A 24,058-nucleotide genomic window follows, 5' to 3' on the forward strand; every position below is an offset into this window, starting at 1 on the left:
GGTGGGGGAAATGCCGGGTGGGAGGGTGGGGGAAATACGGGCATGCCCACGAACGTCCCGCTCATACGGCCGGTTCCTCCTCCGTGCTCGCCAGGATCTCCGCGATGTGCACCGGCCGCAGGTCCGTGTGGAGCCGGCTCATCGTGCCGCCGAGGTGCATCAGACACGAGTTGTCGGCCGCGCACAGCACCGACGCGCCCGTGGACTCGGCGGCGCGCACCTTGTCCGCGCCCATCGCCGCCGACACCGCGGCGTTCTTCACCGCGAACGTGCCGCCGAACCCGCAGCACTCCTCGCCCCCCGGCAGCTCCACCAGTTCGAGCCCCTCGACCGCCCGCAGCAGCCGGTGCGGGCGGTCGCCCAGTCCGAGGCCCCGCAGCCCGTGGCAGGTGGGGTGGTAGGTGACCTTGTGCGGGTAGTACGCGCCCACGTCGGTGACCTTCAGGACGTCGACCAGGAACTCCGTCAGCTCGTACGTCTTCGGCACCACCGGCGCCAGCGTCCGGGCCAGCGAGCCCCCGCGCCCCTCGGCACGCGCCCGCTCGCCCAGCCGGGGATACAGCTCCCGCACCATCGCCGCGCACGACCCGGACGGCGTGACGATCGCCTCGTACCCGCCGAAGACATCGGAGAAGTGCCGGGCCAGGGGCTCCGTCTCATGACGGTAGCCGGTGTTGTAGTGCGCCTGTCCGCAACACGTCTGGTCCATCGGGAAGTCGACGTCGACGCCCAGCCTGGCCAGCAGTTTCACCACGGCCCGGCCGGTGTCGGGATAGAGCGTGTCGTTGACACAGGTCAGGAACAGGGCGACACGCATCGCGGCTCCTCGCGGTCGGTCATCGGACGAGTGCAGGGTAGTGGGCGGGTGCCGCCGGGGCGAGAGGGCGACGCACCGTGCGGCGCGCTCATCGCCGGGCGAGCCGTGCCTCGGCGGCCCGCCAGCGGGCCTCGCCGCCGCGCGGCGCGTACCGGGTCAGCGGCTGGGTGCGGGTGAGCAGCCCGCGCATCGAGGCGAGGTCACCGACCAGCCCGTGGGCGCGGGCCTGCACGAGCACGTTGCCGAGCGCCGCCGCCTCCGCGGCGCCCGCCACCACGGGCAAGCCACAGGCATCCGCGGTGAGTTGGCAGAGCAGCGCGTTGCGGGCGCCGCCCCCGACGACGTACACCACGTCCACCGGGTGGTCGGCGAGCCGTTGCGCGTCCGCGACGGCCCGCCGGTGGGCGAGGGCCAGCGAGTCGAGGACGCACCGGGTGAGCTCGCCCCGTGTCCCGGGCACCGGTTGCCCCGAGGCACGGCAGGCGGCGGCGATCCGCTGCGGCATCCGTCCCGGCGCCAGGAACGCCTCGTCCCCGGCGTCCACCACCGAACGCAGCGCCGGCGCGGTACCGGCCTCGCGCAGGAGCAGCCCCCAGTCCGGCTCGCCCCACGTGCGACGGCACTCCTGGAGCAACCACAGTCCCATGATGTTGCGCAGGTAGCGGACGGTGCCGTCCAGCCCGAGTTCGTTGGTGAAGTTCGCGGCCCGGCTCTCCTCGGTGAGCACGGGGGCGGCAAGCTCCAGCCCGGCCAGGGACCAGGTACCGGTGCAGATGTATGCGAAGCGCTCTCCGCTCGCCGGTACGGCGGCCACGGCCGACGCGGTGTCGTGCGAGCCGACGGCCGTCACCGGCACGGGGCCGCCGAGACCCGTCTCCTCCAGCACCTCGGGCCGCAGCCTCCCGGCCGGATCCCCCGGCTGCCGCAGCGGCGCGAACAGAGCGAGGTCGACGCCGAGCCGCTCGGCGATCCCGTACGCCCACGTCCGCGTCCGGGGATCGATGAGCTGGGTGGTGGAGGCATTGGTCAGCTCGGTGCCCTGCTCTCCGGTGAGCCAGTAGCCGAGCAGGTCCGGGATGAGCAACAGCCGTTTCGCATGGGCGAGTTGGCGCGACGCGCGGGCCGCAGTGAGCTGGTAGAGGGTGTTGAAGGGCGCGTACTGGATGCCGGTCACGGCGTACAGCTCCCCGGCGGGCACCGTCGCCCACACCTTCTCGGCGACGCTCTCGGTGCGGGCGTCGCGGTAGTGCGCCGGGTTGCCCAGCAGGGCCCCGTCGGCGTCGAGCAGGCCGTAGTCGACGGCCCAGCCGTCGATGCCGACGGACGCCACCTGGCCGGCCGCCCGCAGTCCGTCCAGAACACCGCCGTACAGCGCGAGCGCGTCCCAGCGCAGCCCCTCCGGGACGCGCACCGGCCGGTTGGGGAACCGGTGCGCCTCACCCAGCTCCAGCGAGTCGGCCCCCACGCGGCCGACCATCACCCGTCCGCTGGAGGCGCCCAGATCGACCGCGGCGTACGACCTCACCGCCGCGCTCATCGCAGGAACGCGGCCGCCACACCCGCGTCGACCGGGATGTGCAGCCCGGTGGTGTGTGTCAGGTCGCCGCCCGTGAGCGCGAGGACGGCACTCGCGACATGCTCGGGCAGCACTTCCCGCTTGAGGAGGGTCCGTTGTGCGTAGAACTCGCCCAGCTTCTCCTCCGGCACCCCGTACACCGCCGCCCGCCGGGCGCCCCAGCCACCGGCGAAGATCCCGGAGCCGCGCACCACCCCGTCCGGGTTGACCCCGTTGACCCGGATCCCGTGCTCACCCAACTCGGCCGCGAGCAGCCGTACTTGATGGGCCTGGTCGGCCTTGGCCGCCGAGTAGGCGATGTTGTCCGGTCCTGCGAAGACGGAGTTCTTGGACGTGATGTAGACGACGTCACCGCCCATCCGCTGCGCGATCATCACCCTGGCCGCTTCCCGCGACACGAGGAAGGAGCCCCGGGCCATGATGTCGTGCTGGAGGTCCCAGTCCCGCACCGACGTCTCCAGCAGTGGCTTGGAGAGGGAGATCCCGGCGTTGTTCACGACGAGGTCGACCCCGCCGAAGGCGAGCACGGCAGCCCGGAACGCGGCGGTGATCTGCTCCTCGTCGGTGACGTCCACGGTGACGGCGACGGCCTTGTCCGGCCCGCCCAGCTCCTGCGCGACCGCGGCGGCGCCGTCCGCGTTCAGATCGGCGACGACGACACACGCCCCCTCGGCGACGAGCCGCCGCGCGATGGCCCTGCCGATCCCGCTGCCGGCGCCCGTGACGAACGCGACCCGGGTGGCCAGCGGCTTCGGCCTCGGCATCCGCCGGAGCTTGGCCTCCTCCAGCGCCCAGTACTCGATACGGAACTTCTCCGACTCCTCGATCGGCGCGTACGCGGACACGGCCTCCGCGCCCCGCATCACGTGGACGGCGTTGACGTAGAACTCGCCTGCCACGCGCGCGGTCTGCTTGTCCCTGCCGAAGGAGAACATGCCCACGCCCGGGATCAGCACGATCGCCGGGTCGGCACCGCGCATGGCGGGGGAGTCGGGCAGCGCGTGCCGTGCGTAGTAGGCGGCGTACTCCTCCCGGTAGGCGGCGTGCAGTTCCCTCAGCCGCGCCACGGCCTCCTCCAGGGGCGCGGCCGGCGGCAGGTCGAGCACCAGCGGCCGTACCTTGGTGCGCAGGAAGTGGTCCGGGCACGACGTCCCCAGCGCGGTCAGCCGGGGGTGTTCGGCCCGTGCCAGGAAGTCCAGCACCACGTCGGCGTCGTCGAAGTGCCCGACCTGCGGTTTGTCCTGGGAGGCGAGGGCCCGTACGTACGGCGCGAGCGCCGCCGCCCGCTCCCGCCGCTCGGCCTCGGGCAGGGCGGCGTACCCCTCGACGAGCGGCCCGAAGGGCTCCGCCTTACCCCGCTCGGCGAGGAACCGCTCGGCGGTGCGGATGATGTGCAGCGAGTTGCGCTCGCACTCCTCGGAGGTGTCGCCCCAGGCGGTGATGCCGTGCCCGCCGAGGACGCACCCGACGGCCCGCGGGTGGGCGGCCTTGATCGCGGCGATGTCGAGCCCCAGCTGGAACCCGGGCCGTCGCCACGGCACCCAGACCACGCCGTCCCCGAAACACTCGGCGGTCAGCTTCTCCCCGTCGGCCGCACAGGCGAGCGCGATCCCCGAGTCCGGATGCAGGTGATCGACGTGCGGGGCGTCCACCAGAGCGTGCATGGCGGTGTCGATGGACGGCGCCGCCCCGCCCCCGCCGTGCAGGCAGTAGTCGAACGCGGCGACCATCTCGTCCTCCCGCTCCACCCCCGGATAGACGTCCACGAGCGCCCGCAGCCGGTCCAGGCGCAACACCGCGAGCCCGTCCGCGGTCAAGGTCCCGAGATCCCCGCCGGACCCCTTGACCCACATCAGCTCGACGTCACCACCGGTGACGGGGTCGGTGGCGGTGCCCTTCGCGGAGGCGTTGCCGCCGGCGTAGTTGGTGTTACGGGGGTCGGAGCCGAGCCGACGGGAGCGGGAGAGGAGGGCGAGGGTTCGGGGGTCGGCAGTCATGACCACGGTTCCTTTTCCGGAAGAGGGCGAGTGGGTGAGGGGCGCGGGGAACTGCGCGACCAAGCACCACGCACCCGCACCCCGCAACGGCGATCAACCAGGCAGACGCTCTACGCCCCCCAACCGGCCTGCTGTCCCCCGACTCGCTCAGCGACAGCCCTCTCCGCCCAGCCCGAGAGGGCATACGCGGCCAGCGGCTCGGCAGCCAACCCCATCTCCTCCCGCACCTCCCGCAGCAACGCCCGCACATCGGTGTCGTAGGCGTCCATCAACACGGCGTTGGCGCCGAGCACATCACCGGCAGCCTGAGCCTGGGCCAACGCCGCCCGGTCGACCAGCAGAGCCTTCGCCGTGGCCTCCTGCACGTTCATCACCGACCGGATGACCGCCGGAATCTTCGCTTCGACGTTGTGACACTGATCGAGCATGAACGCGACCCCGGCCCCCGCCGCGAACCCGCCGCCGCGCACCACCTCGTACATGATCCGGAACAGCTGGAACGGGTCGGCGGCCCCCACCATCAGGTCGTCGTCGGCGTAGAAGCGCGAGTTGAAGTCGAACCCGCCGAGCCTGCCCTCGCGCAGCAGTGCGGCGACGATGAACTCGATGTTGGTCCCCGGTGCGTGGTGCCCGGTGTCGACCACGACCTGGGCCTTCGGTCCCAGCTTCAGACAGTGCGCGTACGCCGTGCCCCAGTCCGGCACGTCCGTCGCGTAGAACGCCGGCTCGAAGAGCTTGTACTCCAGCAGCATCCGCTGCCCCTCGCCGAGCCGTTCGTACACCTCGGCGAGCCCCTCGGCCAGCCGGTCCTGCCGGGCGCGGATGTCGTCCTGGCCGGGGTAGTTCGTGCCGTCGGCGAACCACAGCTTGAGATCCCTGGACCCCGTCGCGTCCATGATGTCGACGCACTCCAGCAGGTGATCGAGCGCCTTGCGCCGCACCGCCGCGTCCGGATGACAGATGCTGCCCAGCTTGTAGTCGTCGTCCTGGAAGGTGTTGGAGTTGATCACGCCCAGTCTCAGCCCGAGCTCCTCGGCGTACGTGGCCAATGCCGCGTAGTCCTCGACCCGGTCCCAGGGGATGTGCAGAGCCACGGTCGGGGCCACGCCGGTGAACTCGTGCACCTTCGCCGCGTCCTGGAGTTTCTCCCAGGGATCGCGGGGCACTCCGGCCTGGACGAACACCTTGAAACGGGTTCCCGAGTTTCCGTACGCCCACGACGGCGTCTCCACGGCCTGGGTCCTGAGCGCGGCCTTCACCGCGGCGAGGTCGGTCACTGCGGGCTCCTGATGGTGTCGGTCGGAACAGCGATGCACGGGCAGTGTGTGAAACGATTCAGGATCGCAAGCTAGGGGCCTCTCGAAGGGGTGTCAAGGACTCCGGCCCGGCCGATCTTCCGTGACTACGGCGCGGCCTTGAGCTATCGAAATCTTTTCGATGCGAGCCCATTGACGTGACATGGCTGTGGTGTCTACGGTCCCGGCAATCCGGTTGAAACCTTTCACCTTTCACGACGCTGTGGACGCGGACCTCGCGGCTGTCTCCACCGGTGTCGTCGAGGAGCCCGCCATGACCCACCCGCCCGACACGGGACCGGCGCCGGTGCTGGCGCTGAGGGGCGTCTCCAAGTCCTTCGGCGCCGTTCGTGCCCTCAGGGACGTCTCCCTGGAGCTGCTGCCCGGCGAGGTGCACGCCCTCGCCGGAGAGAACGGCGCGGGCAAGTCGACGCTGATCAAGACCCTCGCCGGGGTGCACCGGCCGGACACCGGCCAGGTGCTGCTCCACGGCGAGAGCGTCGTCTTCCACGGCCCCGGCGACGCCCGCGACGCGGGAATCGCCGTCATCTACCAGGAGCCCACGCTCTTTCCCGACCTGTCGATCGCCGAGAACATCTTCATGGGCCGCCAGCCCCGGCGGGCCCTGCGCCGGATCGACCACAGGGCCACCCGCGCGGCCACGGCCGCCCTGATGAAACGGCTCGGCGTCGGCCTCGACCCCGACCGGCCCGCCCGTGGACTGTCGATCGCCGACCAGCAGATCGTCGAGATCGCCAAGGCGCTCTCCTTCGACGCCCGGGTCCTGATCATGGACGAGCCGACCGCCGCCCTGACCGGCAGCGAGGTCGCCCGGCTCTTCGGCGTCGTGCGCACCCTGGGCGAGCAGGGCGCCGCCGTCCTGTTCATCTCCCACCGCCTGGAGGAGATCTTCCGCATCTGCCACCGGGTGACCACGCTGCGGGACGGCGCCCGGATCGCCTGCGAACCGCTCGACGGCATGACCGAGGACGACCTGGTCCGCCGGATGGTCGGCCGCGAACTGGCCGAGCTGTATCCGAAGCAGGCGGTGAACCCCGGCCAAGTGGCGCTCAGCGTGCGGAGGCTGACCCGGGAGGGCGTCTTCACCGACGTGTCGTTCGAGGTGCGGCGCGGTGAGATCGTCGGGCTCGCCGGGCTGGTGGGCGCCGGCCGCAGCGAGGTGGCCCGCGCGGTGTTCGGCGTCGACCGGTGGGACGCGGGCGAGGTCGAGGTCGACGGGCGCCGGCTCACCGGCGGCGCGCCCTCCACGGCGATGGCCGCGGGCCTCGCCCTCGTTCCCGAGGACCGGCGCGCCCAGGGCCTGGTGATGGACATGTCCATCGAGCGGAACATCGGGCTGACCGGACTGCGTACCACCGTGCGCGCCGGGCTGATGGACCGCGGCGCCGAACGCAGCCGCTCCCTGGACTGGGCGGTGCGGCTCCGGGTGAAGCACGCCCGGATCGCGGATGCCGTCGGCACCCTCTCGGGCGGCAACCAGCAGAAGGTCGTCCTCGCGAAATGGCTCGCGACCGGCCCGAAGGTGCTCATCGTGGACGAGCCGACCCGGGGCATCGACGTCGGCACGAAGGCGGAGGTGCACCGGCTGCTGTCCCAGCTCGCCGCCGAGGGGGTGGCGGTGCTGATGATCTCCTCCGACCTGCCCGAGATCCTCGGCATGGCCGACCGGGTGCTGGTGATGCACGAGGGCCGGATCACCGCCGAGATCCCCCGCTCCGAAGCCACCGAGGAGACCGTGATGGCCGCGGCCACCGGGAGGGCCGCCGCATGACGGTGACCACCCCCGGCTCCACCCCTGTCGCCGAAGCGACCCGGTCTCAAGGCACCCGGTGGGCCGACCGCGTCTGCACGATGCGCGAACTCGCCATCCTGGTCGTCTTCCTGGTGATGATCGCGGTCACCCAGGCGGGCAACAGCCAGTTCCTGTCCGAGCAGGGCATCAAGGACCTGCTGCTGAACGCCACGATCCTGGTGCTGGTCGCCACCGGCCAGTCCCTCGTCGTCATCACCCGCAACGTCGACCTGTCCGTCGGCTCCACTCTCGGCATCACCGCCTTCGCCACCGGCACATATCTCCAGGGCGGCGGAAGCGCCGTCGTCGCCGTCCTCCTCGCCGTGCTGCTCGGCGTCGGCCTCGGGCTGCTCAACGGCCTGCTCGTCAGCCTCGGCCAGGTGCCGGCCCTCGTCGTCACCCTCGGCACCCTCTACATCATCCGTGGCGTCGACTCCATCTGGGTCGGCTCCCGGCAGATCACGGCGGCCGACCTCCCCGGCGGCTTCGTCGACCTCGGCTCCGGCGGCGTTTCCGCGATCCCCTGGCTCTCCGTCATCGCCCTCGCCGTCCTCGTCGCCACCGGCTACTGCCTCAAACACTTCGGCGGCGGCCGGGAGTTGTACGCCCTCGGCTCCAACCCCGAGGCCGCCCGGCTGGCCGGCATCCCGGTGCGCCGGCGCGTCCTCGCCGCCTACACCGTCTGCGGAGCGCTCGCCGGACTCGCCGGGGCGATGTACCTGGCCCGGTTCGGCAACGTCGACTCGGGCACCGGGAACGGCTACGAACTCACCGTCGTCAGCGCGGTCGTGGTGGGCGGCGTCGCCTTCACCGGCGGCTCGGGCAGCGTCTACGGCGCCGCGCTCGGCGCCCTGCTGCTCACCTCCGTCAACAGCGTGCTGCCCGCGCTCGGCGTCAGCTCCGTGTGGGTGCTCGCCATCAACGGTGTCCTGCTGCTCCTCGCGATCGCCGTCGACCGGGTCGTCGCGCTCAGGGTGGCCGCCGCCCTGAAGAGGAAGTCGGTCCGGTCGGGGGCCGCCCTGCCGAAGGAGAACGCCGGTGTCTGAGTCACTGACCCGCGCCGTCCGCTGGGACACCGTCGTCGGTGCCCTCCTGATCGTCCTGTTGCTTCTGTCGTTCGGTTTCGTCGACGGTTTCGCGAACGCGCTGAACCTGTCCTTCCTGATCGGCAACACGCTTCCGATCGCATTGATCGCCCTGCCGGTGACCCTGCTCGTGGTCTGTGGCGAGATCGACCTGTCGGTGGCGTCCACGGCCGGGCTGTCCGGGGCGGTGCTGGGCAGGCTCTGGAACGAGGGCATGGCGATCGAGACGATCATCCCGCTCTGTCTGCTGCTGGGCGTGGTGTGCGGACTGGTCAACGGCCTGCTCGTGACCCGGCTCGGCCTGCCCTCCCTCGCCGTCACCATCGGCACCCTCGCCGCCTACCGGGGCCTCGCCCAGATCGTGCTCGGCTCCGACGCCGTCACCGGCTTCCCCTCCTCGTACCTGGACTTCGCGTCCGGCCGGCTCGGCGGCACGTTCCTGCCGCAGGCGTTCCTGCCCTTCCTCGCCCTGCTCGCGATCGCCGTGCTCGTGCTGCACGCCACGCCGTTCGGGCGCTCACTGTTCGCGGTCGGCGCGAGCGAGGAAGCGGCACGGTTCGCCGGGATCCGGGTGAAGCGGACCAAGCTGCTGCTCTTCGTCGCCACCGGGCTCATGTCGTCGCTCACCGGTGTCTTCTGGGTGCTGCACTACGCCAGCGCGCGCTACGACAACGCCACCGGGCTCGAACTCTCCGTCGTGGCCGCCGTGCTGCTCGGCGGGATCGACTTCGACGGGGGCCGGGGGACGCTGGGCGGTGCGATCGCCGGAGTGTTTCTGCTCGGTGCGCTGCAGAACGTGATGAGCCTGCTGAACGTCTCCGCGCAGTCCCAGATCGTCGTCACCGGGGTGCTGCTGGTCGTCTCCGTGCTCGGTCCCCGGGTCGCACGCCAGATCTCCGTCGCGCGCGTGGCCCGCAGAGCCGCCTCGACGCCGGCCTCGTAGCCCGTCCCCGCCCCTCTCCCCTCCCTCGCAAAGGATCCGCCGCCATGCGCAAGCCGTCCCTCCGCCGTACCTGCGCCGCCCTCGCTGCCGGAACCTCCCTCGCCCTCGCCCTCACCGCCTGCGGCGGCACCACCAAGAACGACGTCAAGAACGACGACAAATCCGCGGCCTCCGCAGGCACGGCCGATCCGGACGCCGCCACCAAGAAGGGGCTCACCGTCGGCTTCCTGCCCAAGCAGGTCAACAACCCGTACTTCACCACCGCCGACAAGGGCGGTGAGAAGGCGCTCGCCGAACTCGGCTCGGCGTACAAGGAGGTGGGCCCCTCCAGCGCCACCGACACCGCCGGGCAGGTGAGTTACGTCAACACGCTCACCCAGCAGCAGGTGAACGCGATCGCCGTGTCCGCGCAGGACCCCGGGGCGCTGTGCACCGCGCTGAAACAGGCCATGGGCAACGGCATCAAGGTCGTCACCTACGACTCCGACACCAACCCCGGCTGCCGCGACGCCTTCGTCTCGCAGGCGTCCGCCGAGGATCTGGGCCGTACCGAGGTGCAGTTGCTCGCGCGGCAGATCGGGTACAAGGGCGAGATCGCGATCCTGTCGGCCGCGCAGACCGCGACGAACCAGAACACCTGGATCGGCTACATGAAGGACGAGCTGAAGGACCCCAAGTACAAGGACGTCAAGCTTGTCAAGATCGCTTACGGCGACGACGACGCCCAGCAGTCCTTCCAGCAGACGCAGGGCCTGCTCCAGGAGCACCCGGACCTGAAGGGGATCATCTCCCCGACCACCGTCGGCATCAAGGCCGCCGCCCAGTACCTGTCCGGCTCGAAGTACAAGGGCACGGTCCGTCTCACCGGCCTCGGCACGCCGGACGACATGCGCACGTACGTCAAGAACGGCACCGTCGACGCCTTCGAGCTGTGGGACCCGGCGGCGCTCGGCGACCTCGCCGCGCGGGCCGCGGTCGCGCTCGCCTCGGGGCAGATCACCGGCAAGGAGGGGGAGTCCTTCAAGGCCGGCGCGACGACGTACACCCTCGGCAAGGACGGCGTGATCACCCTCGGCAGGCCCACCGTGTTCGACGCCGAGAACATCGACACGTTCAACTTCTAGCGGCACGGGGGACGTTGATGCGGCGCGTGTGCTTCCTGCTGAAGGTCCGGGCGGACCGCCTCGACGCGTACCGGGAGCGGCATGCCGCCGTCCGGCCGGGGACGCTCGACGCCCCGAGGGCGACCGGCCGGCACAACGACTCGCTCTTCCTGCGCGAGGACGGCCTGCTCGTCGGCTGTCTGGAGACCGAGGACTTCGCCGCCCGGGCCGGCACGGCGGCCACCGGCGTCAACGCCCGCCGGCAGGCCCGGACGGTGCCGTTCTCCGAGTCGCCGGACGGCGCCCGGCCCGACGAGGCCAGGACGCCGCTCACGGAGGTGTTCCACCTGTCATGACCGCCGCCGGAAGCAGACTCGCGGCACCCCGGATCACCCCCCTCGGCCGCACCCTCCTCGACCCCCGGGCCCTGTACTTCGTCTCGTACGACGGGCTCGTCAACACCAACTCCTTCCAGAAGAACGGCCTGTTCACCTACCGGGGCCGGCAGTACGCGGCCTGGTACGCGCAGGACCGCCGGGCGACCGTCGCCTGCCGTACCACGGGCGCGGCGGACTGGGCGACGGTGACGCTGGACCACCGGCTGAAGAGCGACGACTCGCACAACGTGATCTCGATGGGCGTCTCGCGGCGCGACGGCCGGCTGCATCTGGTCATGGACGCGCACAGTGACGGCTTCCGGTACGTGAAGTCCGTCGCCGGGCTGCTCGACCGCCCCGCCGAGACGTCCTGGGACCGGTCCGCCTTCGGCGCCGTACGCGCCACCCTCGACGGACTCGCCCTCACCCCACGGTTCACCTACCCGCAGTTCCTCGCGACCCCCGAGGGCGACCTCCAGCTCAGCTACCGCGTCGGCATCTCCGGTGACGGCCGCAACGCCCTTGCCGAGTACGGCCGTTCGGGCTGGACGGTGCTGGGGGAGTGGAGCGCGTCGACGGGCACGTACACGAGCGCGCACGGCTCCAGCACCGCGCGGAACATGTATCTGCACGGCATCGACTACGACGTCCACGGCCGGCTGCACGCCCTGTTCACCTGGCGTGAGCAGAACGACGCCGTGCTGTGCGGCGCCGGCGGGCTGACCAATCACGACACCGGCTACGTCCACTCCACCGACCGGGGGCGGACCTGGCGCAACGACGCGGGGACGGTCGTCGGGACCACCGGCGGCCCGGACCCGGTCGGCGTCACCGGCCCCGGACTGGTCGTCGACCCCCTCGGCCCCGACCACTGCCTGATGAACCAGGAGAGCCAGGCCACCGACTCCGCCGGGCTGCCGCACGCGGTCATCAGCCACGTACCGGGCCGCTTCGGACCGTGCACCACGGACTACGTCGCCGACCGCATCGCCCGCGGACGCGCCTTCCACCTCCGCAAGAGCCCCGCCGGGACATGGCACAAGACCGAGATCCCCGTCCACCTGAACTCCAGCCAGCGCACCAGGCTCGTCCTCGACCGGTACGACAACGCCTACGCGGTCTTCCCGTATGGCCGCATCGCCGCCGCCTCGAAGGCCTCCGGGTACACCGACTGGACGCCGCTGTACGACGGCGACGGGCTGAACGCCTTCGGCGAGGTGGTGATCGACGAGACCCGGGCCGCGGCGGACGGCGTCCTGTCCTTCCTGTACCAGGAGAGGTCCACCGGCAGGACGCCCTCGCCCCTGTACGTGGCCGACTTCGCCCTGCCCGCATGACGGTAATGTGAAGGACCGCCCGCCGTCCGTCCCTTTCGTCCCCTGGAGGTCCTCGCCCGATGACCCAGTCGGTGGGTATCAAGGACGTCGCCCGCGCCGCCGGAGTCTCGGTGGGCACGGTGTCGAACGTCATCAACCGCCCGGACGCCGTCGCCGGCGAGACCCGGGCCCGGGTGCTGTCCGCGATCGAACGGCTCGGTTACGTCCGCAGCGAGTCCGCGCGCCAGCTGCGCGCCGGCCGCAGCCGGATCATGGGCCTGCTCGTGCTCGACATGGGCAACCCCTTCTTCGTGGACGTGGCCCGCGGCGCCGAGCGGGCGGCCCGCGAGGCGGGGCTCGGCGTGATGGTCTGCAACAGCGCGCAGAACGCCGCCGAAGAGGCCGAGTACCTGTCCCTGTTCGCCGAACAGCGGGTGCGGGGCGTGCTGCTGACCCCGGCCGACGCCAGCGGCCGCAACATCGCGGCCTTCCGCCGCCACGGCATCCCGTTCGTGCTGGTCGACCGGGTCGCCGAGGGCACCACGGAGTGCTCCGTCTCCGTGGACGACGTCGCGGGCGGCGCCCTCGCGGTGCGTCATCTCGTGGACGCCGGGCACCGCTCCATCGCCTACGTCAGCGGGCCGCCCGGACTCAACCAGGTCCGCGACCGCCGTACCGGCGCGCTGAACGCGCTCGCCGAGGCCGGGCTCGGCCAGGACGCGCTGCGCGAGCTGCCCACCGAACGCCTCGACGTGGCCGCCGGCCGGGACGCGGGCGCCCGCCTGCTGGGCCTCGCCGACCGCCCCAGCGCCGTCTTCTGCGCCAACGACCTGCTCGCCCTCGGCGTCCTCCAGGCCATGTACGCGGCGGGCGTGCGCGTCCCGGACCACCTGGCGATCGTCGGTTACGACGACATCGAGTTCGCGGCGGCGGCCGCCGTGCCGCTGACCTCCGTACGGCAGCCCGCCGTCACCATGGGCGCGCTCGCCGCCGAACTGCTGCTGGAGGAGACCGAGCAGGGCGAGGGACGGCCGCCGCACGAGCACCGCCGGGTGGTGCTCCAGCCGGAGTTGGTGGTGCGCCGCTCCAGCCTGGCCGCGCGCTGACCGGAAGTTCAGTAAAAAACCATGATCCCCGGGGTCGGCCGACGGCCGGTCATGTGCTGAACTGGGTCCCGTCCGTGCCGTCCGCCCCGGGAGCCCCGTTGAGCCGCAGCTATCGCCAGCCCGGCGTCGTCCTCACCGACCGCCGCTTCGCCGTGCCCCTCGACCACGCCGACCCGGGCGGCGAGACCATCGAGCTGTACGCCCGTGAGGTGGTCGCGAGCGACAAGGCCGGGCAGGACCTGCCCTGGCTGCTGTACCTCCAGGGCGGGCCCGGCTTCGGGGCGAATCGTTTCGTCGGACGTCAGGCCTGGCTCGACCGGGCCCTGAAGGAGTACCGCGTCCTCCTTCTCGACCAGCGCGGCACCGGCAGCTCCACACCTGCCACCCGGCAGACGCTCCCGCTGCGCGGCGGCCCCGTCGAGCAGGCCGACTACCTCGCCCGCTTCCGGGCCGACTCCATCGTCCGGGACTGCGAGGCCATCCGTCCCGAGGTCACCGGCGGTGCCCCCTGGACCGTGCTCGGCCAGAGCTTCGGCGGCTTCTGCACGGTGTCGTATCTCTCCCTCGCGCCCGAGGGCCTCGCCACCGCCGTCGTCACCGGCGGCCTGCCGTCGCTGCACGCCCACGCCGACGACGTCTACCGCGCCGCCTACCCGCGCATCGAGCGCAAGGTCAGCGCGCATTACGCCCGCTACCCGCAGGACGTCGAGCGGGCCCGCCGCATCGCGGACCACCTCCTCACCCACGACGTGGTCCTGCCGGGCGGCTACCGCTTCACCGCCGAGGCCTTCCAGTCCCTCGGCCTGATGCTCGGCACGAGCGACGGCAGTCACCGGCTGCACCTCCTCCTGGAGGACGCCTTCGTCCGCACCCCGGCCGGTCCGGAGCTGTCGGACGCCTTCCTGGAGCAGGCCATGAGTCTGCTGTCGTACGCCGGTCACCCGCTGTACGCCCTCGTCCACGAGACGATCTACGGCCAGAGTGCCCGCCCCACCGCCTGGGCCGCGGAGCGGATCCGGGCCGAGTTCCCGCAGTTCGACGCGGCCAAGGCCCTCGCGGGCGACGCCCCGGTGCTCTTCACCGGCGAAACGATCCACCCCTGGATGTTCGACGCCGACCCCGCCCTGCGCCCGCTGCGCGAGACGGCCGAAGTCCTCGCCGCGCGCACCGACTGGACCCCGCTGTACGACCCGGCCCGCCTCGCCGCGAACGAGGTGCCGGTCGCCGCGGCGGTCTACCACGACGACATGTACGTCGACACGGCCCATTCCCTTCAGACCGCACGCGCCGTGCGCGGCCTGCGGACCTGGGTGACGGACGAGTTCGAGCACGACGGGCTGCGCACGGGGGCGCCGCGGGTGCTGGACCGGCTGCTGGCACTGACGAGGGACGAGGCGTAGCGCGCCGGGCCACGGCGTCCGGCCGCAGCGCACGACACTCCCGCAGGTCAGTAGGGTGGAGCCCATGCCGGAACAGATAGCCGACCTCTCCGACCTGCGCGGCGACTGCGCCCAGTGCTTCGGGCTGTGCTGCGTCGCCCTGCCCTTCGCCAGGTCCGCCGACTTCGCACTGACCAAGCCCGCCGGGACACCGTGCGCGAACCTCCGGGGCGACCACCGCTGCGGAATCCACACGGACCTGCGCACCAAGGGCTTCACCGGCTGCACGGTCTACGACTGCTTCGGCGCCGGGCAGAAGGTCGCGCAGGTCACCTTCGGCGGGCAGGACTGGCGTACCGGCTCCAAGGAGCATGCCCGCCGGATGTTCGACGCGTTCCCGGTCGTACGGCAGCTGCACGAGCTGCTGTGGTACCTGACCGAGGCGCTCGGCCTGCCCGCCGCCCGGCCCGTCCACGCCGAGCTGCGCCGGGCGCTGGAGGAGACCGAACGGCTGACCCGGCAGAGCCCCGGGGAACTGGCCGCCTTGGACGTGGCCGCGCACCGGGAGCGGGTCAACGCGCTCCTGCTGCGCACCAGCGAGCTGGCCCGGGCGGGCGTCGGTGACGGGAAGAGCGGAAAGAGCGGTAAGAAGGGCAGGGGAGGAGGCAAGGACCGGCGGGGCGCGGATCTCGTCGGGGCCCGGCTGCGCGGTGCCGACCTGCGCGGGGCGACGCTGCGCGGCGCCCTGCTCATCGCCGCGGACCTCTCCGGGGCGGATCTGCGGGACGCTGACATGATCGGTGCCGATCTGCGTGACGCGGACCTGACCGACGCCGACCTGACCGGTGCCTTCTTCCTCACCCAGCCGCAGGTGAACGCGGCACGGGGGAGCGCCGGTACGCGGTTGCCGGAGTCAGTCGGCCGGCCGGTGCACTGGGCACTCCGTTCGTAGGGGCGTGACGGGGCGTCGGCCGGGTGCGGCTTCGTCGTGGCCGGCCGCGCCCCGCGGCGGAGCCGCTGACGGATGCGGCCCCGCGCCCGCTCGCCGCCGCTCCAGCCCCAGCCGCAACCCCTCCGGTATCACCGTCAGCCGCTCGACCACCCTCAGCCGGTAGGCGGGGTCGGCTCGCAGGTCGTAGCGGCGCAGCAGCAGGCCGAGGACCAGGGTGGCCTCGTGCAGGGCGAACTGGCGGCCGATGCAGGCGCGGGCGCCGGTGCCGAACGGCTTGAAGGTGTGCGGCGGGCGGGCCCGTACGGCCCCCGCTTCGAAGCGGTCCGGGTCGAAGCGCTCGGCGTCCTCGCCCCACACCTGCGGGTCGCGGTGCAGCATCGGCGTCAGGACCAGCGCCCACGCGCCCCGGCGCATCGGATGGTCGCCGGCGAGCACCGTGTCCCGCACGGCCTCGCGGGCGTAGGCCGGCGCGGTGGGCCACAGGCGCAGCGACTCGTCCAGCACCCGGCGGACGTAGCGCAGTTTGGCGACCTGCTCGTACGCGGGCCGCTCGGTGTCGCCCCAGACGCGGTCCACCTCGGCGCGGGCCCGGGCGGCGATCTCCGGATGGCGGGCGAGGTAGTACAGGGCGAAGGAGAGCGCGCCCGAGGTGGTCTCGTGGCCCGCCACCAGGAATGTGATCACCTGCTTGCGGACGTTCTCGGCCGACAGCTTCTCGCCGGTCTCCGGGTGCGCCGTGTCCAGCATCCGGTCCAGCAGGTCGCCCTCCCCGCGGCCGGTGCGGCGCCGGGCCGCGACCAGGTCGTCGACCGTGCGGTCGAGGTAGGCCATGTCGGCCGCGTTGCGCCGGGCGGCGGAGCGCAGCAGCAGCGGGACGAGCGGCCCGGGCACGCTGTTCAGGCGCTGGGCGTAGGTGAGCGTGCCGACCATCGCGGTGACGAAGGGGTGCGGCCGGTCCCGCTCGAAGGAGCCGAAGTCGTGCCCGAACCCGGTGCGTGCGATCGTCTCCAGGGTCAGCTTGGTCATGTCCCCGGGCACGTCCACCGTGCGCCCGGCGGCCGTCTCCCGGTCCCAGTGGCCGGTCAGCCGCTCGGCGACCGCCAGCATCATGCCGTGGTAGCCCGCCATGGCCTCCCGGCTGAAGCCGGGCGCCAGGACGTCGTGCGCCAGCTGCCAGTTGGGCTCGTGGTTGTAGGCCGTGAACAGCCCGTCCCCGGCGATCGGCCGCAGATTGGCCACCCCGAGTCCGACGTGCTTGGCGAACCGGCTCTCGTCGGCGAGGTCGGCGGCGAGCGCCGCTCCCCACACGAACACGAACTCCTTGCCGAAGGCGCGGCGCCGGAAGACGGGGCCGAGGTCGCGCGCGAGGCGCATCGAGTCCTGCAGGGGCGTGCGCCGGTTCACGCCGAGGACGTCACCGAGCAGCGGCACCCGGCGCGGCGGGTGCGGGATGCGGTCCAGCTCGGGCCAGCCCAGCTCGGCACTGCGGAAACCCTTCGGCAGTCCGGTTTCCCTGGTCTGCGTCGTCTGCGTCGTCTCCGTCGTTGTCCGCGTCGTCTCCGCCATGACGCCGATCTCCCTTGATCCAGCGAGCCGTTGAGCCGGGGCCGCCCGTGTTGTACGTGAGTTCAATAACGCGGCCCAGTGTGATCCGCCCCTCGAACCGGCGTCAAGGGTTGTTGAACCGGCGTCCAGTAAAGTGACGGCATGGCCGCGAACCAGGGGGAGCGAGCCCGGCGCCGACTGAGTACCGGGGAGCGCCGTGAGCAGCTGCTCTCGGTCGGCGCGAAGCTGTTCTCGGAGAGTCCCTACGACGAGGTGTGGATCGAGCAGGTCGCCGAGATCGCCGGGGTCTCGCGCGGGCTGCTGTACCACTACTTCCCGACCAAGCGGGACTTCTTCGCGGCGGTCGTGGAGCGCGAGAGCGAGCGGATGCTGCACATGACGGCGGCCGTGCCCGGGGTGCCGGTGCGCGAGCAGCTCGCCGCCGGGCTCGACACCTACCTCGGCTACGTCCGCGCACACGCCCACGGCTTCCGTGCCTTCCATCGCGCCGACGCGGCCGGGGACCAGGCCGTACGCCGGGTCTACCAGCGGGCGCTGGCCGCCCAGGAGGAGCAGATCCTCGCCGCGCTCGCCGCCGACCCCGAGTTCGGGGCCGCCTTCGAGACCGCTCCCCAGGTGCGGCTGGCGGTGCGCGGCTGGCTCGCCTTCACCACCGCCGTGTGCCTGGAGTGGCTGCGCGAGGGGGAGTTGGGCCAGGGGCAGGTGCGCGATCTGTGCGCCCGGGCGCTGCTGGGTGTCATCGGCTGACCTCTCACGGCGTGGGGACGTGGTTGGCGCACGCCCTGTTCTTCGATAGGTTAGGCAAGGCTTACCTAAGGAGGTCTCGGGATGGGTGACACGCAGGACTGGACGGCCGCACCCGGCGCGGCGGAACGGGCGCGGTCGGTGCTCGCCGCCGCATGGTCGTGCGCGGTGACCGCGGACGGCGTCCGCGAGGAGTACGTCGGTGCGCACACCGTGACCGACGGCGGTGCGGTACGGCTCGCGGTGCCCGACGGCAGCGCCCTGCTCACCGCAGCGATCTGCGCCCCGCGCCAGGAACCCTGCGCCGTGCTGGAGTTCGCCGACGTCGCCCCCGTGCCGGTGCGCGGCCGGATCCGGGCCCGGCTCTACCTCGCCGGCTGGTTCGCCGCGGAGGGTGGCGGACTGTTGTTCCGGCCCACCCGGGTGGTGCTGCGGCAGTCGGGCGGTGCCGTGGTCGTCGGCCTCGACGAGTTCGCCGCCGCCCGGCCCGACCCCCTGGCCACCGCCGAGGCCCGGCTGCTGACGCACCTCGCCGACGCCCACCCGGACGCCGTCGAGCGCCTCACCCGGCTGGTGCGGCCCCAGAGCCTGCACGCCGCGACCCGGGTGCTGCCCCTCGCCGTCGACCGGCACGGACTGACCCTGCGCATCGAGCGCACCCGCGCCCACGGCGACGTACGCCTGCCCTTCCACACGCCCGCCGACGACGTCACCCAACTCACCGAGCGGGTACACGCGTTGCTCGCCCAGGCCGCGGCCGCGGGCTGCCCCCGCGCGCTACAGCGGCAGCGCGCAGACGGCGACGGGTGAGGCGAACGGGTCACCGGCCGACCGGAGTTCACCGTTGTCCCGGTCCACGTGGAAGACGGTGACCGTGCCCGAGCGCTGGTTCGCCGCGAACAGCAGTGTGCCGTCCGGCGAGAACGCGATCTGCCGCGGGAAGTCCCCGTCCACCGGTACCGTGCCGAGCAGCCGCAGCCGGGCGCCGTCGGCCTCGATCGCGTACCGCGCGAGGGTGTTGTCGCCCCGGTCGGCCAGGAACGCGTAGCGGCCGTCCCCCGTCACCAGGAACTCCGCCGGGTAGTTGGTGGCGGAGCCCGTCGACCCCGTGGACTGCGGCGCGCCGACCGTCAGCCGGCCGGAGGCCGGGTCGTACGCGCAGACCGCGACGGTGTCGTCCACCTCGTCGGCCAGGTACGCGTACCGCCCGCCCGGGTGGAAGGTCAGATGGCGCGGGCCCGCACCGGGCCGGGTGTGCGCCTGCGACACCTCCGTGAGCGTGCCCGCGGCCTCGTCCAGCCGGTAGGTGTAGACGGTGTCGGTGCCGAGGTCGACCGCGAGGACGTGGCCGCCGTCCGGGCTGGTGATGAACTGGTGCGCGTGCGGCCCCTGTTGACCCGGTCCCGGGGCCGGTGAGGTGTGCGTGACCAGGGCGGTGCGGTCGCCGAGGGCGCCCGAGGTGTCGATCGGGTGCACGGCGACGCTGCCCGAGCCGTAGTTGGCGCTCAGCAGCCAGCGCCCGGACGGATGCACCGACACATGGCAGGGGCCCGCGCCGCCGGTGCTCCGGGTGCCGAGGACGTGCCGGTCCGCCAGGCGTACGGCCGTCACCCCGCCGTCGTCCCGCTCGTCCACCGCGTACAGCGTGTGCCCGTCCGGATGCACCGTGAGGTACGACGGGTCGGGGACGCCGGTGAGCGCGCCCGAGCCGGAGATCCGGCCGGTCACCGGGTCGTACGAGGCCAGTCCGATGCCCGTGCCGCCGCCGTCGACGGAGGTGTAGGTGCCGATGAACAGCGGGCGGGGGCCGGCCGGGTCACCGGGCGGTGCGGCGGCCCGCGGCTGCTCGGCCGGGAACGTGCGGTCCGTCGGCGGTGTCGCCGGGGACGGCACCGCCACCACGGCCGCCGTGCCCGCCACGGCGCCGACGAACCGGCGCCTGCTCCAGTGCCCGCTCTCCGCCGCGTTCTCCGCGTCCATGCCGCACCTCAGGTCGTCGCTCGCCCCGGTCGTCACAACAGCCACCTTGGCCCCTGCGGGCCGTCAACGGCAAGCAGGGCAACGGAGATTGCACACCGTGCAACGCGAGGTCACCAGTCGCCGTCCGTGACCGGCTTGCCCGGGGTGTCCTTCAGCGGCTGGACCTGGCCGGCGGACGGGGCCTGCCAGGGGTCCAGGTCGTCGCCGAGCCACTCACCGACCGGCTTGACCTCCTGGAGGGCGTCCGTGGGGGCCAGATCCTCCGCATCGGTGTCGTAGTAGTCGAACCAGGGCAGGCCCGCGCGGGTGTACGCCGCCCGGTCCACCGGTGACGGCGGGGGTGCCTCGCCGGTGATGTGCCGCCACTGCGGCGGCGTGACCAGGTGCACGAACACGCGCCCGGCGGGCTCCTCGGACCAGTCGGCGAGCGGCCGGTCGTCCCGGTACACCTCCTGGCGCATCGAGCCGCCGACGCCGAGCCCCATGGCGGCGGGCGCCGCCGCCTTGGGCGCGGCCGGCATCATCGCCGCGCCGTATCCGCCGACCGGCGGACCGGCCGCCCGGGCGCTGTTCCTGGCGGCCAGTCTTTCCCGCTCGCGGCGCCGCCACGCGGCGAGCAGGTCCGCGCGCAGCGCGAAGGACTGGAGCTGCACCCCGCCCCACACCTCCTCGCCGGTGACCTGCCCCTCCACCGTCGCACCGAGGCCCAGCGGCACGGCGACGAACTGCCGGACCGTCCCCTCGCCGGAGTTGATGCCGTCCAGCCAGGGCTGGCGGGGCAGCACCACGTAGTTCTGCGGATCCCGGGTGAGCCGCTCGCTCCAGGGCCTGCCGGAGACCGCGCACACCTTGCCGACACCGACCTGGAGCGCGGCCGGTTCCGTCGTACCCGAGAAGCTCAGCCACATCGCCTCGCGCAGATACACCGGCAGCATCACGCCCCCGCGGGCCCGCCACCGCTCGGGCACCCGGTCCGCGTGGTCGGCGACCGGCCGCAGCGGGAACTCGCCGAGCCCCGGCGGCAGTGGATGCGTGCCCGTCTCGGGCAGCCGCAGCGTGCGGACGAACCGCACCGCCGCCCCGCCCGGCAGCCACAGTGTGTTCCCGCTGATCCGTACCCCGGAACCGGTCATCCGAGGGCCCCCTCCCGTCGCGCTGTCCGCTCCGCCGCACGACGCGTGGCCCCGGCGGGGAACGTCCGTCCTCAACGTCCGTCCTCACCTGGAACGCTCGCCGAAGCCCGTACGGTTCCGCCACAGCTCGTCCTGCACACCGAGGCGCTCGCGCAGCCGGGTGGTGCGCGGTAGCTTGGCCCGCTGCTCGCGGCCGACCCGGTCCAGCTCCTCCAGCAGACGGCGGGTGCGGTGCTCGGTGTCCAGTTCGTCGATGATCCGGTTCGCCTCGGTGAGCACGGCGCCCAGCAGCTGCCAGTTCTCCCAGCTCCCGGCAACCTCGTCCCGCAGCAGCGTGGCCAGCCGGTCCCGGGTGCCCGCGGCCGTGTGCAGCTCGGCCGTCAGCCGGGCCTCCGCCGACTCGGCGTCCTCGCTGAGGTGGGTGGTGACCAGCACCGCGAAGCTGACCACCGCGTCGCCCATCTCGGACAGCAGCTGCTCCACGGTCGCCCCGGTCCGGGGCGGGAACAGCTCCTCGGACCCGCGGGCCTTCGCCAGGTCCGTGAAGGAGCGGGCCAGCACCCGCAGGACCACCGTGCAGATCTCCAGCGTGTCGAGGCCGGTGCGCAGCACCACCCGGTGCAGCAGGCCCTCCTTGACGCGAGGGTTGAGCCGCAGGCTGTCCTCGGCCTGCCGCAGCGAGGCGTCCACATGCGCGATGTGCTGGTCCAGCCGCCGGGCCTCGTGCAGCCGCTCGGCCGCCCGCTGCCACGGGATCCCGCCGGCGGCCTCCTCGCCCATGCGCAGCATCAACTGCCGCAGCCGGCGTGCCAGGTCCTCGATCGAGCGGCCCGCCTCGTCCACCCACACAGGGGGCGGCAGCAGCAGGTTGCAGGCCGTGCCGACGACCGCGCCGATCAGTGTCTCCACGATCCGCGCCCACGCCGTGAACCCGATGGTGGTGACCCCGAGCACGAGCATGGCGCTGATCGCCACCTCGGCCACGTACTCCTCGACCCGCACCAGATGTCCGACCGCCAGCGAGGCCACGATCAGCAGCGCGAGGCTCCACCAGGTCAGGCCCACCAGCACGCTGAAGGCGATGGCGACCAGCACGCCGGCCACGACGGCGTTCACCCGGCGGATGCCGTTGGTGAGGGTGGCGTAGAAGGTCACCTGGACCACCAGCAGCGCGGTCAGGGGCGCGGTCAGCGGGGCCGGCTCGGGGCTCAGCCGCAGGGCGATGACATAGGCGATCGTCGCCGCCGTCGCCGAGCGCAGCGTCTGGACGACCACCGGCTCCCGGCGGCGCTCCACCAGGCGCAGCAGTCCCCGGGGCCACGTCCGTACGTCGTGCATCCCTTGGCCTGTTCCCGTTCCCCGGGCGGCTCGAACGCGCCCGGTCGGGGGCCGCGTCCCGGCGGGCGGGCCGGGTCAGGCGTAGAGCTTGTCGAGGAAGGCGTGCAGATGGCCCCGCGCGCGGGTGATCTGCTCCGCCACGCTCAGGCTCTCCTCGATCCGGATGCCGGACTCGGGCACCTTCCTGCCCCGCACGTACAGGGAACACGCCAGGTCGGTGCACATGTACAGGCCGACCGAGTTGCCCTCGCGGCCCGCCGCTCCCGCCTTGCGCGCGGTCATCAGCGTCACCCCGCCGCGCGGATGCGTCGTCAGGCACACCGAGCACATGCTGCGGTGCAGGAATCCGCGCTGCGCGGCCTGGAAGCGAAGCGTGACGCCCACGAGCCGGCCGTCCCGTTCGGTGACCACATAGCTGCGGTCGGGCGCGCCCGGATCCCGCCAGCCGAGGAAGTCCAGGTCGTCCCACGGGCGTTCGTCGAGGTCGCGCGGGACCGCGAGCCGCTTGGCCTCTCCCTTCGAGCAGTTGACAAAGGAGTTGCGGATGTCCTGCTCGGTGAGCGATTTCATGGGGAGTCCTTCTGAGGGCGTGGGCGATGGTCAGCCTAGGATCCCTAGGTTTTCAACCATCTTATGTAGGAAAAAGGAGAGTGACTAATGGATTTCCGGGAGGGGCTGCCGCCGCGTGCCCGGCGGGCGCTGGACCATGTCGCCGCCGGGGTGACCGGTCCGCCGCTCGACCCCGGCCTGCGCATCACCCTGAACTTCCACCCGGACCGGATCTCCGCCGGAGCGCCGATCCTCGCGGCCCTGGCCCGGGACGGCGCGTACCACTCGCAGTACGTCACCGGCACCAGCAACGGCGGGCTCACCGCGCACCCGGGCGGTGACCGCACGCGCTGGGAGAGCCGGATCTTCGGGGGTGCGTACGATGACGCGCCCGCGCCGGAGCGCCCGCTGTACGGCGCCCTGAACTTCCGCCGGCAGGTGGTCGGCGCGGCCCCCCGCTTCGGCTCCTCGCACCTGAGGCTCACCGGCGCAGTCCTGCGACGCGCCACCTTCTGCTACCCCGACAGCGCGGCCGAGCCCGCCGACTTCGGGGTGGCCGGGGCGATGCCGCTGATCGCGCTCGCCGAGGCGGACGAGCAGGACGCGCTGAACGACTACGTCGAGAGCCATGTGCACGCCGGTGTGCTGCTGGCCAGGGACGTCGAGGCGCTCGTCCTCGACGCGAGCTACCGGGGCACCGACGTCGAGACGGCGGCCCGGCGCCTGCCCTTCCCCGTCGAATGGCACCCCGGCTACCGGCTCACCGTCACCGCACTGCGCCGCCACGCCGACTACCGGGGACCCCGGTACGCCGACCTCGGCGCCCGCATCGCCGAACGCGGCCTGCTCACCCCGCGCGTCATCGGCGACGCGGCCCGCACCGGCCGTCACGACCTCCAGCACCTGAAGATGGTCTGGCACACCCTGGCCCGCTTCGGCGCGCCGGAGGGTGCGGGTACGGCCCGGCTGTCTGTGGTGCGGGTGTGGCC

At 72.6% G+C, this 24,058-nt stretch carries 21 protein-coding genes; 12 read left to right on the plus strand and 9 right to left on the minus strand.

The genetic code is table 11. The features are described 5' to 3' along the window. Positions 1–61: 61 nt before the first annotated feature. From BIV25_RS40025 to rhaI, 4 genes are all read right to left on the minus strand, one after another. Positions 62–817 (minus strand): (Fe-S)-binding protein, encoded by a 756-nt coding sequence (locus BIV25_RS40025; protein ID WP_071377487.1) that lies wholly within the window; start codon positions 815–817, stop codon positions 62–64. Between the two features lie 88 nt (positions 818–905). Beyond that, positions 906–2,354, minus strand: coding sequence for a rhamnulokinase family protein (locus BIV25_RS40030; RefSeq protein WP_177235589.1), 1,449 nt, complete (start codon positions 2,352–2,354; stop codon positions 906–908). Then, positions 2,351–4,390 (minus strand): bifunctional rhamnulose-1-phosphate aldolase/short-chain dehydrogenase, encoded by a 2,040-nt coding sequence (locus BIV25_RS40035; RefSeq protein WP_071377489.1) that lies wholly within the window; start codon positions 4,388–4,390, stop codon positions 2,351–2,353. Before BIV25_RS40035 ends, BIV25_RS40030 begins: the two co-directional genes overlap by 4 nt. 110 nt (positions 4,391–4,500) lie before the next feature. Beyond that, positions 4,501–5,667, minus strand: coding sequence for an L-rhamnose isomerase (gene rhaI / locus BIV25_RS40040; RefSeq protein ID WP_071377490.1), 1,167 nt, complete (start codon positions 5,665–5,667; stop codon positions 4,501–4,503). A gap of 292 nt (positions 5,668–5,959) precedes the next feature. Here rhaI and BIV25_RS40045 point away from each other — a divergent pair, with 292 nt between their 5' ends. The 9 genes from BIV25_RS40045 (at position 5,960) to BIV25_RS40085 (ending at position 15,759) form a co-directional block, all read left to right on the plus strand. Then, positions 5,960–7,477, plus strand: coding sequence for a sugar ABC transporter ATP-binding protein (locus tag BIV25_RS40045; protein WP_071377504.1), 1,518 nt, complete (start codon positions 5,960–5,962; stop codon positions 7,475–7,477). Further along, the gene (locus BIV25_RS40050) at positions 7,474–8,544 is read left to right on the plus strand and encodes an ABC transporter permease (RefSeq protein WP_071377491.1); all 1,071 of its coding nucleotides are present in this window, start codon (positions 7,474–7,476) and stop codon (positions 8,542–8,544) included. The genes BIV25_RS40045 and BIV25_RS40050 overlap by 4 nt, the downstream gene beginning before the upstream one ends. Then, complete coding sequence (locus BIV25_RS40055) at positions 8,537–9,526, plus strand: ABC transporter permease (protein ID WP_071377492.1); 990 nt, start codon at positions 8,537–8,539, stop codon at positions 9,524–9,526. The genes BIV25_RS40050 and BIV25_RS40055 overlap by 8 nt, the downstream gene beginning before the upstream one ends. A 44-nt stretch (positions 9,527–9,570) precedes the next feature. Further along, the gene (rhaS, locus tag BIV25_RS40060) at positions 9,571–10,650 is read left to right on the plus strand and encodes a rhamnose ABC transporter substrate-binding protein (RefSeq protein WP_071377493.1); all 1,080 of its coding nucleotides are present in this window, start codon (positions 9,571–9,573) and stop codon (positions 10,648–10,650) included. 17 nt (positions 10,651–10,667) lie between these two features. Further along, the gene (locus tag BIV25_RS40065) at positions 10,668–10,985 is read left to right on the plus strand and encodes an L-rhamnose mutarotase (RefSeq protein WP_071377494.1); all 318 of its coding nucleotides are present in this window, start codon (positions 10,668–10,670) and stop codon (positions 10,983–10,985) included. Next, on the plus strand, positions 10,982–12,343 hold the full coding sequence (locus BIV25_RS40070) for a BNR repeat-containing protein (protein WP_071377495.1): 1,362 nt from the start codon (positions 10,982–10,984) through the stop codon (positions 12,341–12,343). The genes BIV25_RS40065 and BIV25_RS40070 overlap by 4 nt, the downstream gene beginning before the upstream one ends. Before the next feature lie 59 nt (positions 12,344–12,402). Then, positions 12,403–13,428, plus strand: coding sequence for a LacI family DNA-binding transcriptional regulator (locus tag BIV25_RS40075; protein ID WP_071377496.1), 1,026 nt, complete (start codon positions 12,403–12,405; stop codon positions 13,426–13,428). A 98-nt stretch (positions 13,429–13,526) separates the two neighbouring features. Continuing rightward, a complete protein-coding gene (locus tag BIV25_RS40080; protein WP_071377505.1) occupies positions 13,527–14,828 on the plus strand; it encodes an alpha/beta fold hydrolase in 1,302 nt (433 codons plus the stop codon). Between the two features lie 64 nt (positions 14,829–14,892). Then, a complete protein-coding gene (locus tag BIV25_RS40085) occupies positions 14,893–15,759 on the plus strand; it encodes a pentapeptide repeat-containing protein (protein WP_071377497.1) in 867 nt (288 codons plus the stop codon). Here BIV25_RS40085 and BIV25_RS40090 read toward each other — a convergent pair. Further along, complete coding sequence (locus BIV25_RS40090; RefSeq protein ID WP_071377498.1) at positions 15,721–17,325, minus strand: cytochrome P450; 1,605 nt, start codon at positions 17,323–17,325, stop codon at positions 15,721–15,723. The two genes, BIV25_RS40085 and BIV25_RS40090, sit on opposite strands and share 39 nt — an antisense overlap. Positions 17,326–17,466: 141 nt before the next feature. Between BIV25_RS40090 and BIV25_RS40095 the strand changes: the two genes are divergently transcribed. Both BIV25_RS40095 and BIV25_RS40100 read left to right on the plus strand, forming a co-directional pair. Further along, positions 17,467–18,072, plus strand: a complete 606-nt coding sequence (locus BIV25_RS40095) for a TetR/AcrR family transcriptional regulator (RefSeq protein ID WP_071377499.1) — start codon at positions 17,467–17,469, stop codon at positions 18,070–18,072. Positions 18,073–18,153: 81 nt separating this feature from the next. Further along, positions 18,154–18,879: a DUF2470 domain-containing protein gene (locus BIV25_RS40100; RefSeq protein WP_071377500.1), complete on the plus strand. Its 726-nt coding sequence runs from the start codon at positions 18,154–18,156 to the stop codon at positions 18,877–18,879. On the opposite strand, the gene BIV25_RS40105 is transcribed toward BIV25_RS40100, so the two are convergent. The 4 genes from BIV25_RS40105 to BIV25_RS40120 form a co-directional block, all read right to left on the minus strand. Next, a complete protein-coding gene (locus BIV25_RS40105; protein WP_177235591.1) occupies positions 18,847–20,049 on the minus strand; it encodes a lactonase family protein in 1,203 nt (400 codons plus the stop codon). The two genes, BIV25_RS40100 and BIV25_RS40105, sit on opposite strands and share 33 nt — an antisense overlap. A gap of 110 nt (positions 20,050–20,159) precedes the next feature. Next, the gene (locus BIV25_RS40110) at positions 20,160–21,182 is read right to left on the minus strand and encodes a hypothetical protein (protein ID WP_071377501.1); all 1,023 of its coding nucleotides are present in this window, start codon (positions 21,180–21,182) and stop codon (positions 20,160–20,162) included. An 84-nt stretch (positions 21,183–21,266) separates the two neighbouring features. Beyond that, positions 21,267–22,520 (minus strand): aromatic acid exporter family protein, encoded by a 1,254-nt coding sequence (locus BIV25_RS40115; protein WP_177235590.1) that lies wholly within the window; start codon positions 22,518–22,520, stop codon positions 21,267–21,269. 75 nt (positions 22,521–22,595) lie between these two features. Then, positions 22,596–23,090, minus strand: a complete 495-nt coding sequence (locus BIV25_RS40120; protein ID WP_071377502.1) for an FBP domain-containing protein — start codon at positions 23,088–23,090, stop codon at positions 22,596–22,598. An 87-nt stretch (positions 23,091–23,177) separates the two neighbouring features. On the opposite strand from BIV25_RS40120, the gene BIV25_RS40125 reads away from it, so the two are divergent. Further along, positions 23,178–24,058 (plus strand): DUF3626 domain-containing protein (locus tag BIV25_RS40125; RefSeq protein ID WP_071377503.1); only part of this gene is annotated, 881 nt, incomplete at its 3' end.

The organism is Streptomyces sp. MUSC 14 (assembly GCF_001866675.1).
In the GTDB taxonomy this organism is placed as follows: Bacteria; Actinomycetota; Actinomycetes; order Streptomycetales; family Streptomycetaceae; genus Streptomyces.

What these genes read in the sequence shown, in the direction of transcription:
- BIV25_RS40025 (WP_071377487.1), bottom strand. Translation starts at nt 817, where the DNA reads ATGCGTGTCGCCCTGTTCCTGACCTGTGTCAACGACACGCTCTATCCC.
- BIV25_RS40030 (WP_177235589.1), bottom strand. Translation starts at nt 2,354, where the DNA reads ATGAGCGCGGCGGTGAGGTCGTACGCCGCGGTCGATCTGGGCGCCTCC.
- BIV25_RS40035 (WP_071377489.1), bottom strand. Translation starts at nt 4,390, where the DNA reads ATGACTGCCGACCCCCGAACCCTCGCCCTCCTCTCCCGCTCCCGTCGG.
- BIV25_RS40045 (WP_071377504.1), top strand. Translation starts at nt 5,960, where the DNA reads ATGACCCACCCGCCCGACACGGGACCGGCGCCGGTGCTGGCGCTGAGG.
- BIV25_RS40050 (WP_071377491.1), top strand. Translation starts at nt 7,474, where the DNA reads ATGACGGTGACCACCCCCGGCTCCACCCCTGTCGCCGAAGCGACCCGG.
- rhaS (WP_071377493.1), top strand. Translation starts at nt 9,571, where the DNA reads ATGCGCAAGCCGTCCCTCCGCCGTACCTGCGCCGCCCTCGCTGCCGGA.
- BIV25_RS40065 (WP_071377494.1), top strand. Translation starts at nt 10,668, where the DNA reads ATGCGGCGCGTGTGCTTCCTGCTGAAGGTCCGGGCGGACCGCCTCGAC.
- BIV25_RS40070 (WP_071377495.1), top strand. Translation starts at nt 10,982, where the DNA reads ATGACCGCCGCCGGAAGCAGACTCGCGGCACCCCGGATCACCCCCCTC.
- BIV25_RS40075 (WP_071377496.1), top strand. Translation starts at nt 12,403, where the DNA reads ATGACCCAGTCGGTGGGTATCAAGGACGTCGCCCGCGCCGCCGGAGTC.
- BIV25_RS40085 (WP_071377497.1), top strand. Translation starts at nt 14,893, where the DNA reads ATGCCGGAACAGATAGCCGACCTCTCCGACCTGCGCGGCGACTGCGCC.
- BIV25_RS40090 (WP_071377498.1), bottom strand. Translation starts at nt 17,325, where the DNA reads ATGGCGGAGACGACGCGGACAACGACGGAGACGACGCAGACGACGCAG.
- BIV25_RS40095 (WP_071377499.1), top strand. Translation starts at nt 17,467, where the DNA reads ATGGCCGCGAACCAGGGGGAGCGAGCCCGGCGCCGACTGAGTACCGGG.
- BIV25_RS40100 (WP_071377500.1), top strand. Translation starts at nt 18,154, where the DNA reads ATGGGTGACACGCAGGACTGGACGGCCGCACCCGGCGCGGCGGAACGG.
- BIV25_RS40105 (WP_177235591.1), bottom strand. Translation starts at nt 20,049, where the DNA reads ATGGACGCGGAGAACGCGGCGGAGAGCGGGCACTGGAGCAGGCGCCGG.
- BIV25_RS40110 (WP_071377501.1), bottom strand. Translation starts at nt 21,182, where the DNA reads ATGACCGGTTCCGGGGTACGGATCAGCGGGAACACACTGTGGCTGCCG.
- BIV25_RS40115 (WP_177235590.1), bottom strand. Translation starts at nt 22,520, where the DNA reads ATGCACGACGTACGGACGTGGCCCCGGGGACTGCTGCGCCTGGTGGAG.
- BIV25_RS40120 (WP_071377502.1), bottom strand. Translation starts at nt 23,090, where the DNA reads ATGAAATCGCTCACCGAGCAGGACATCCGCAACTCCTTTGTCAACTGC.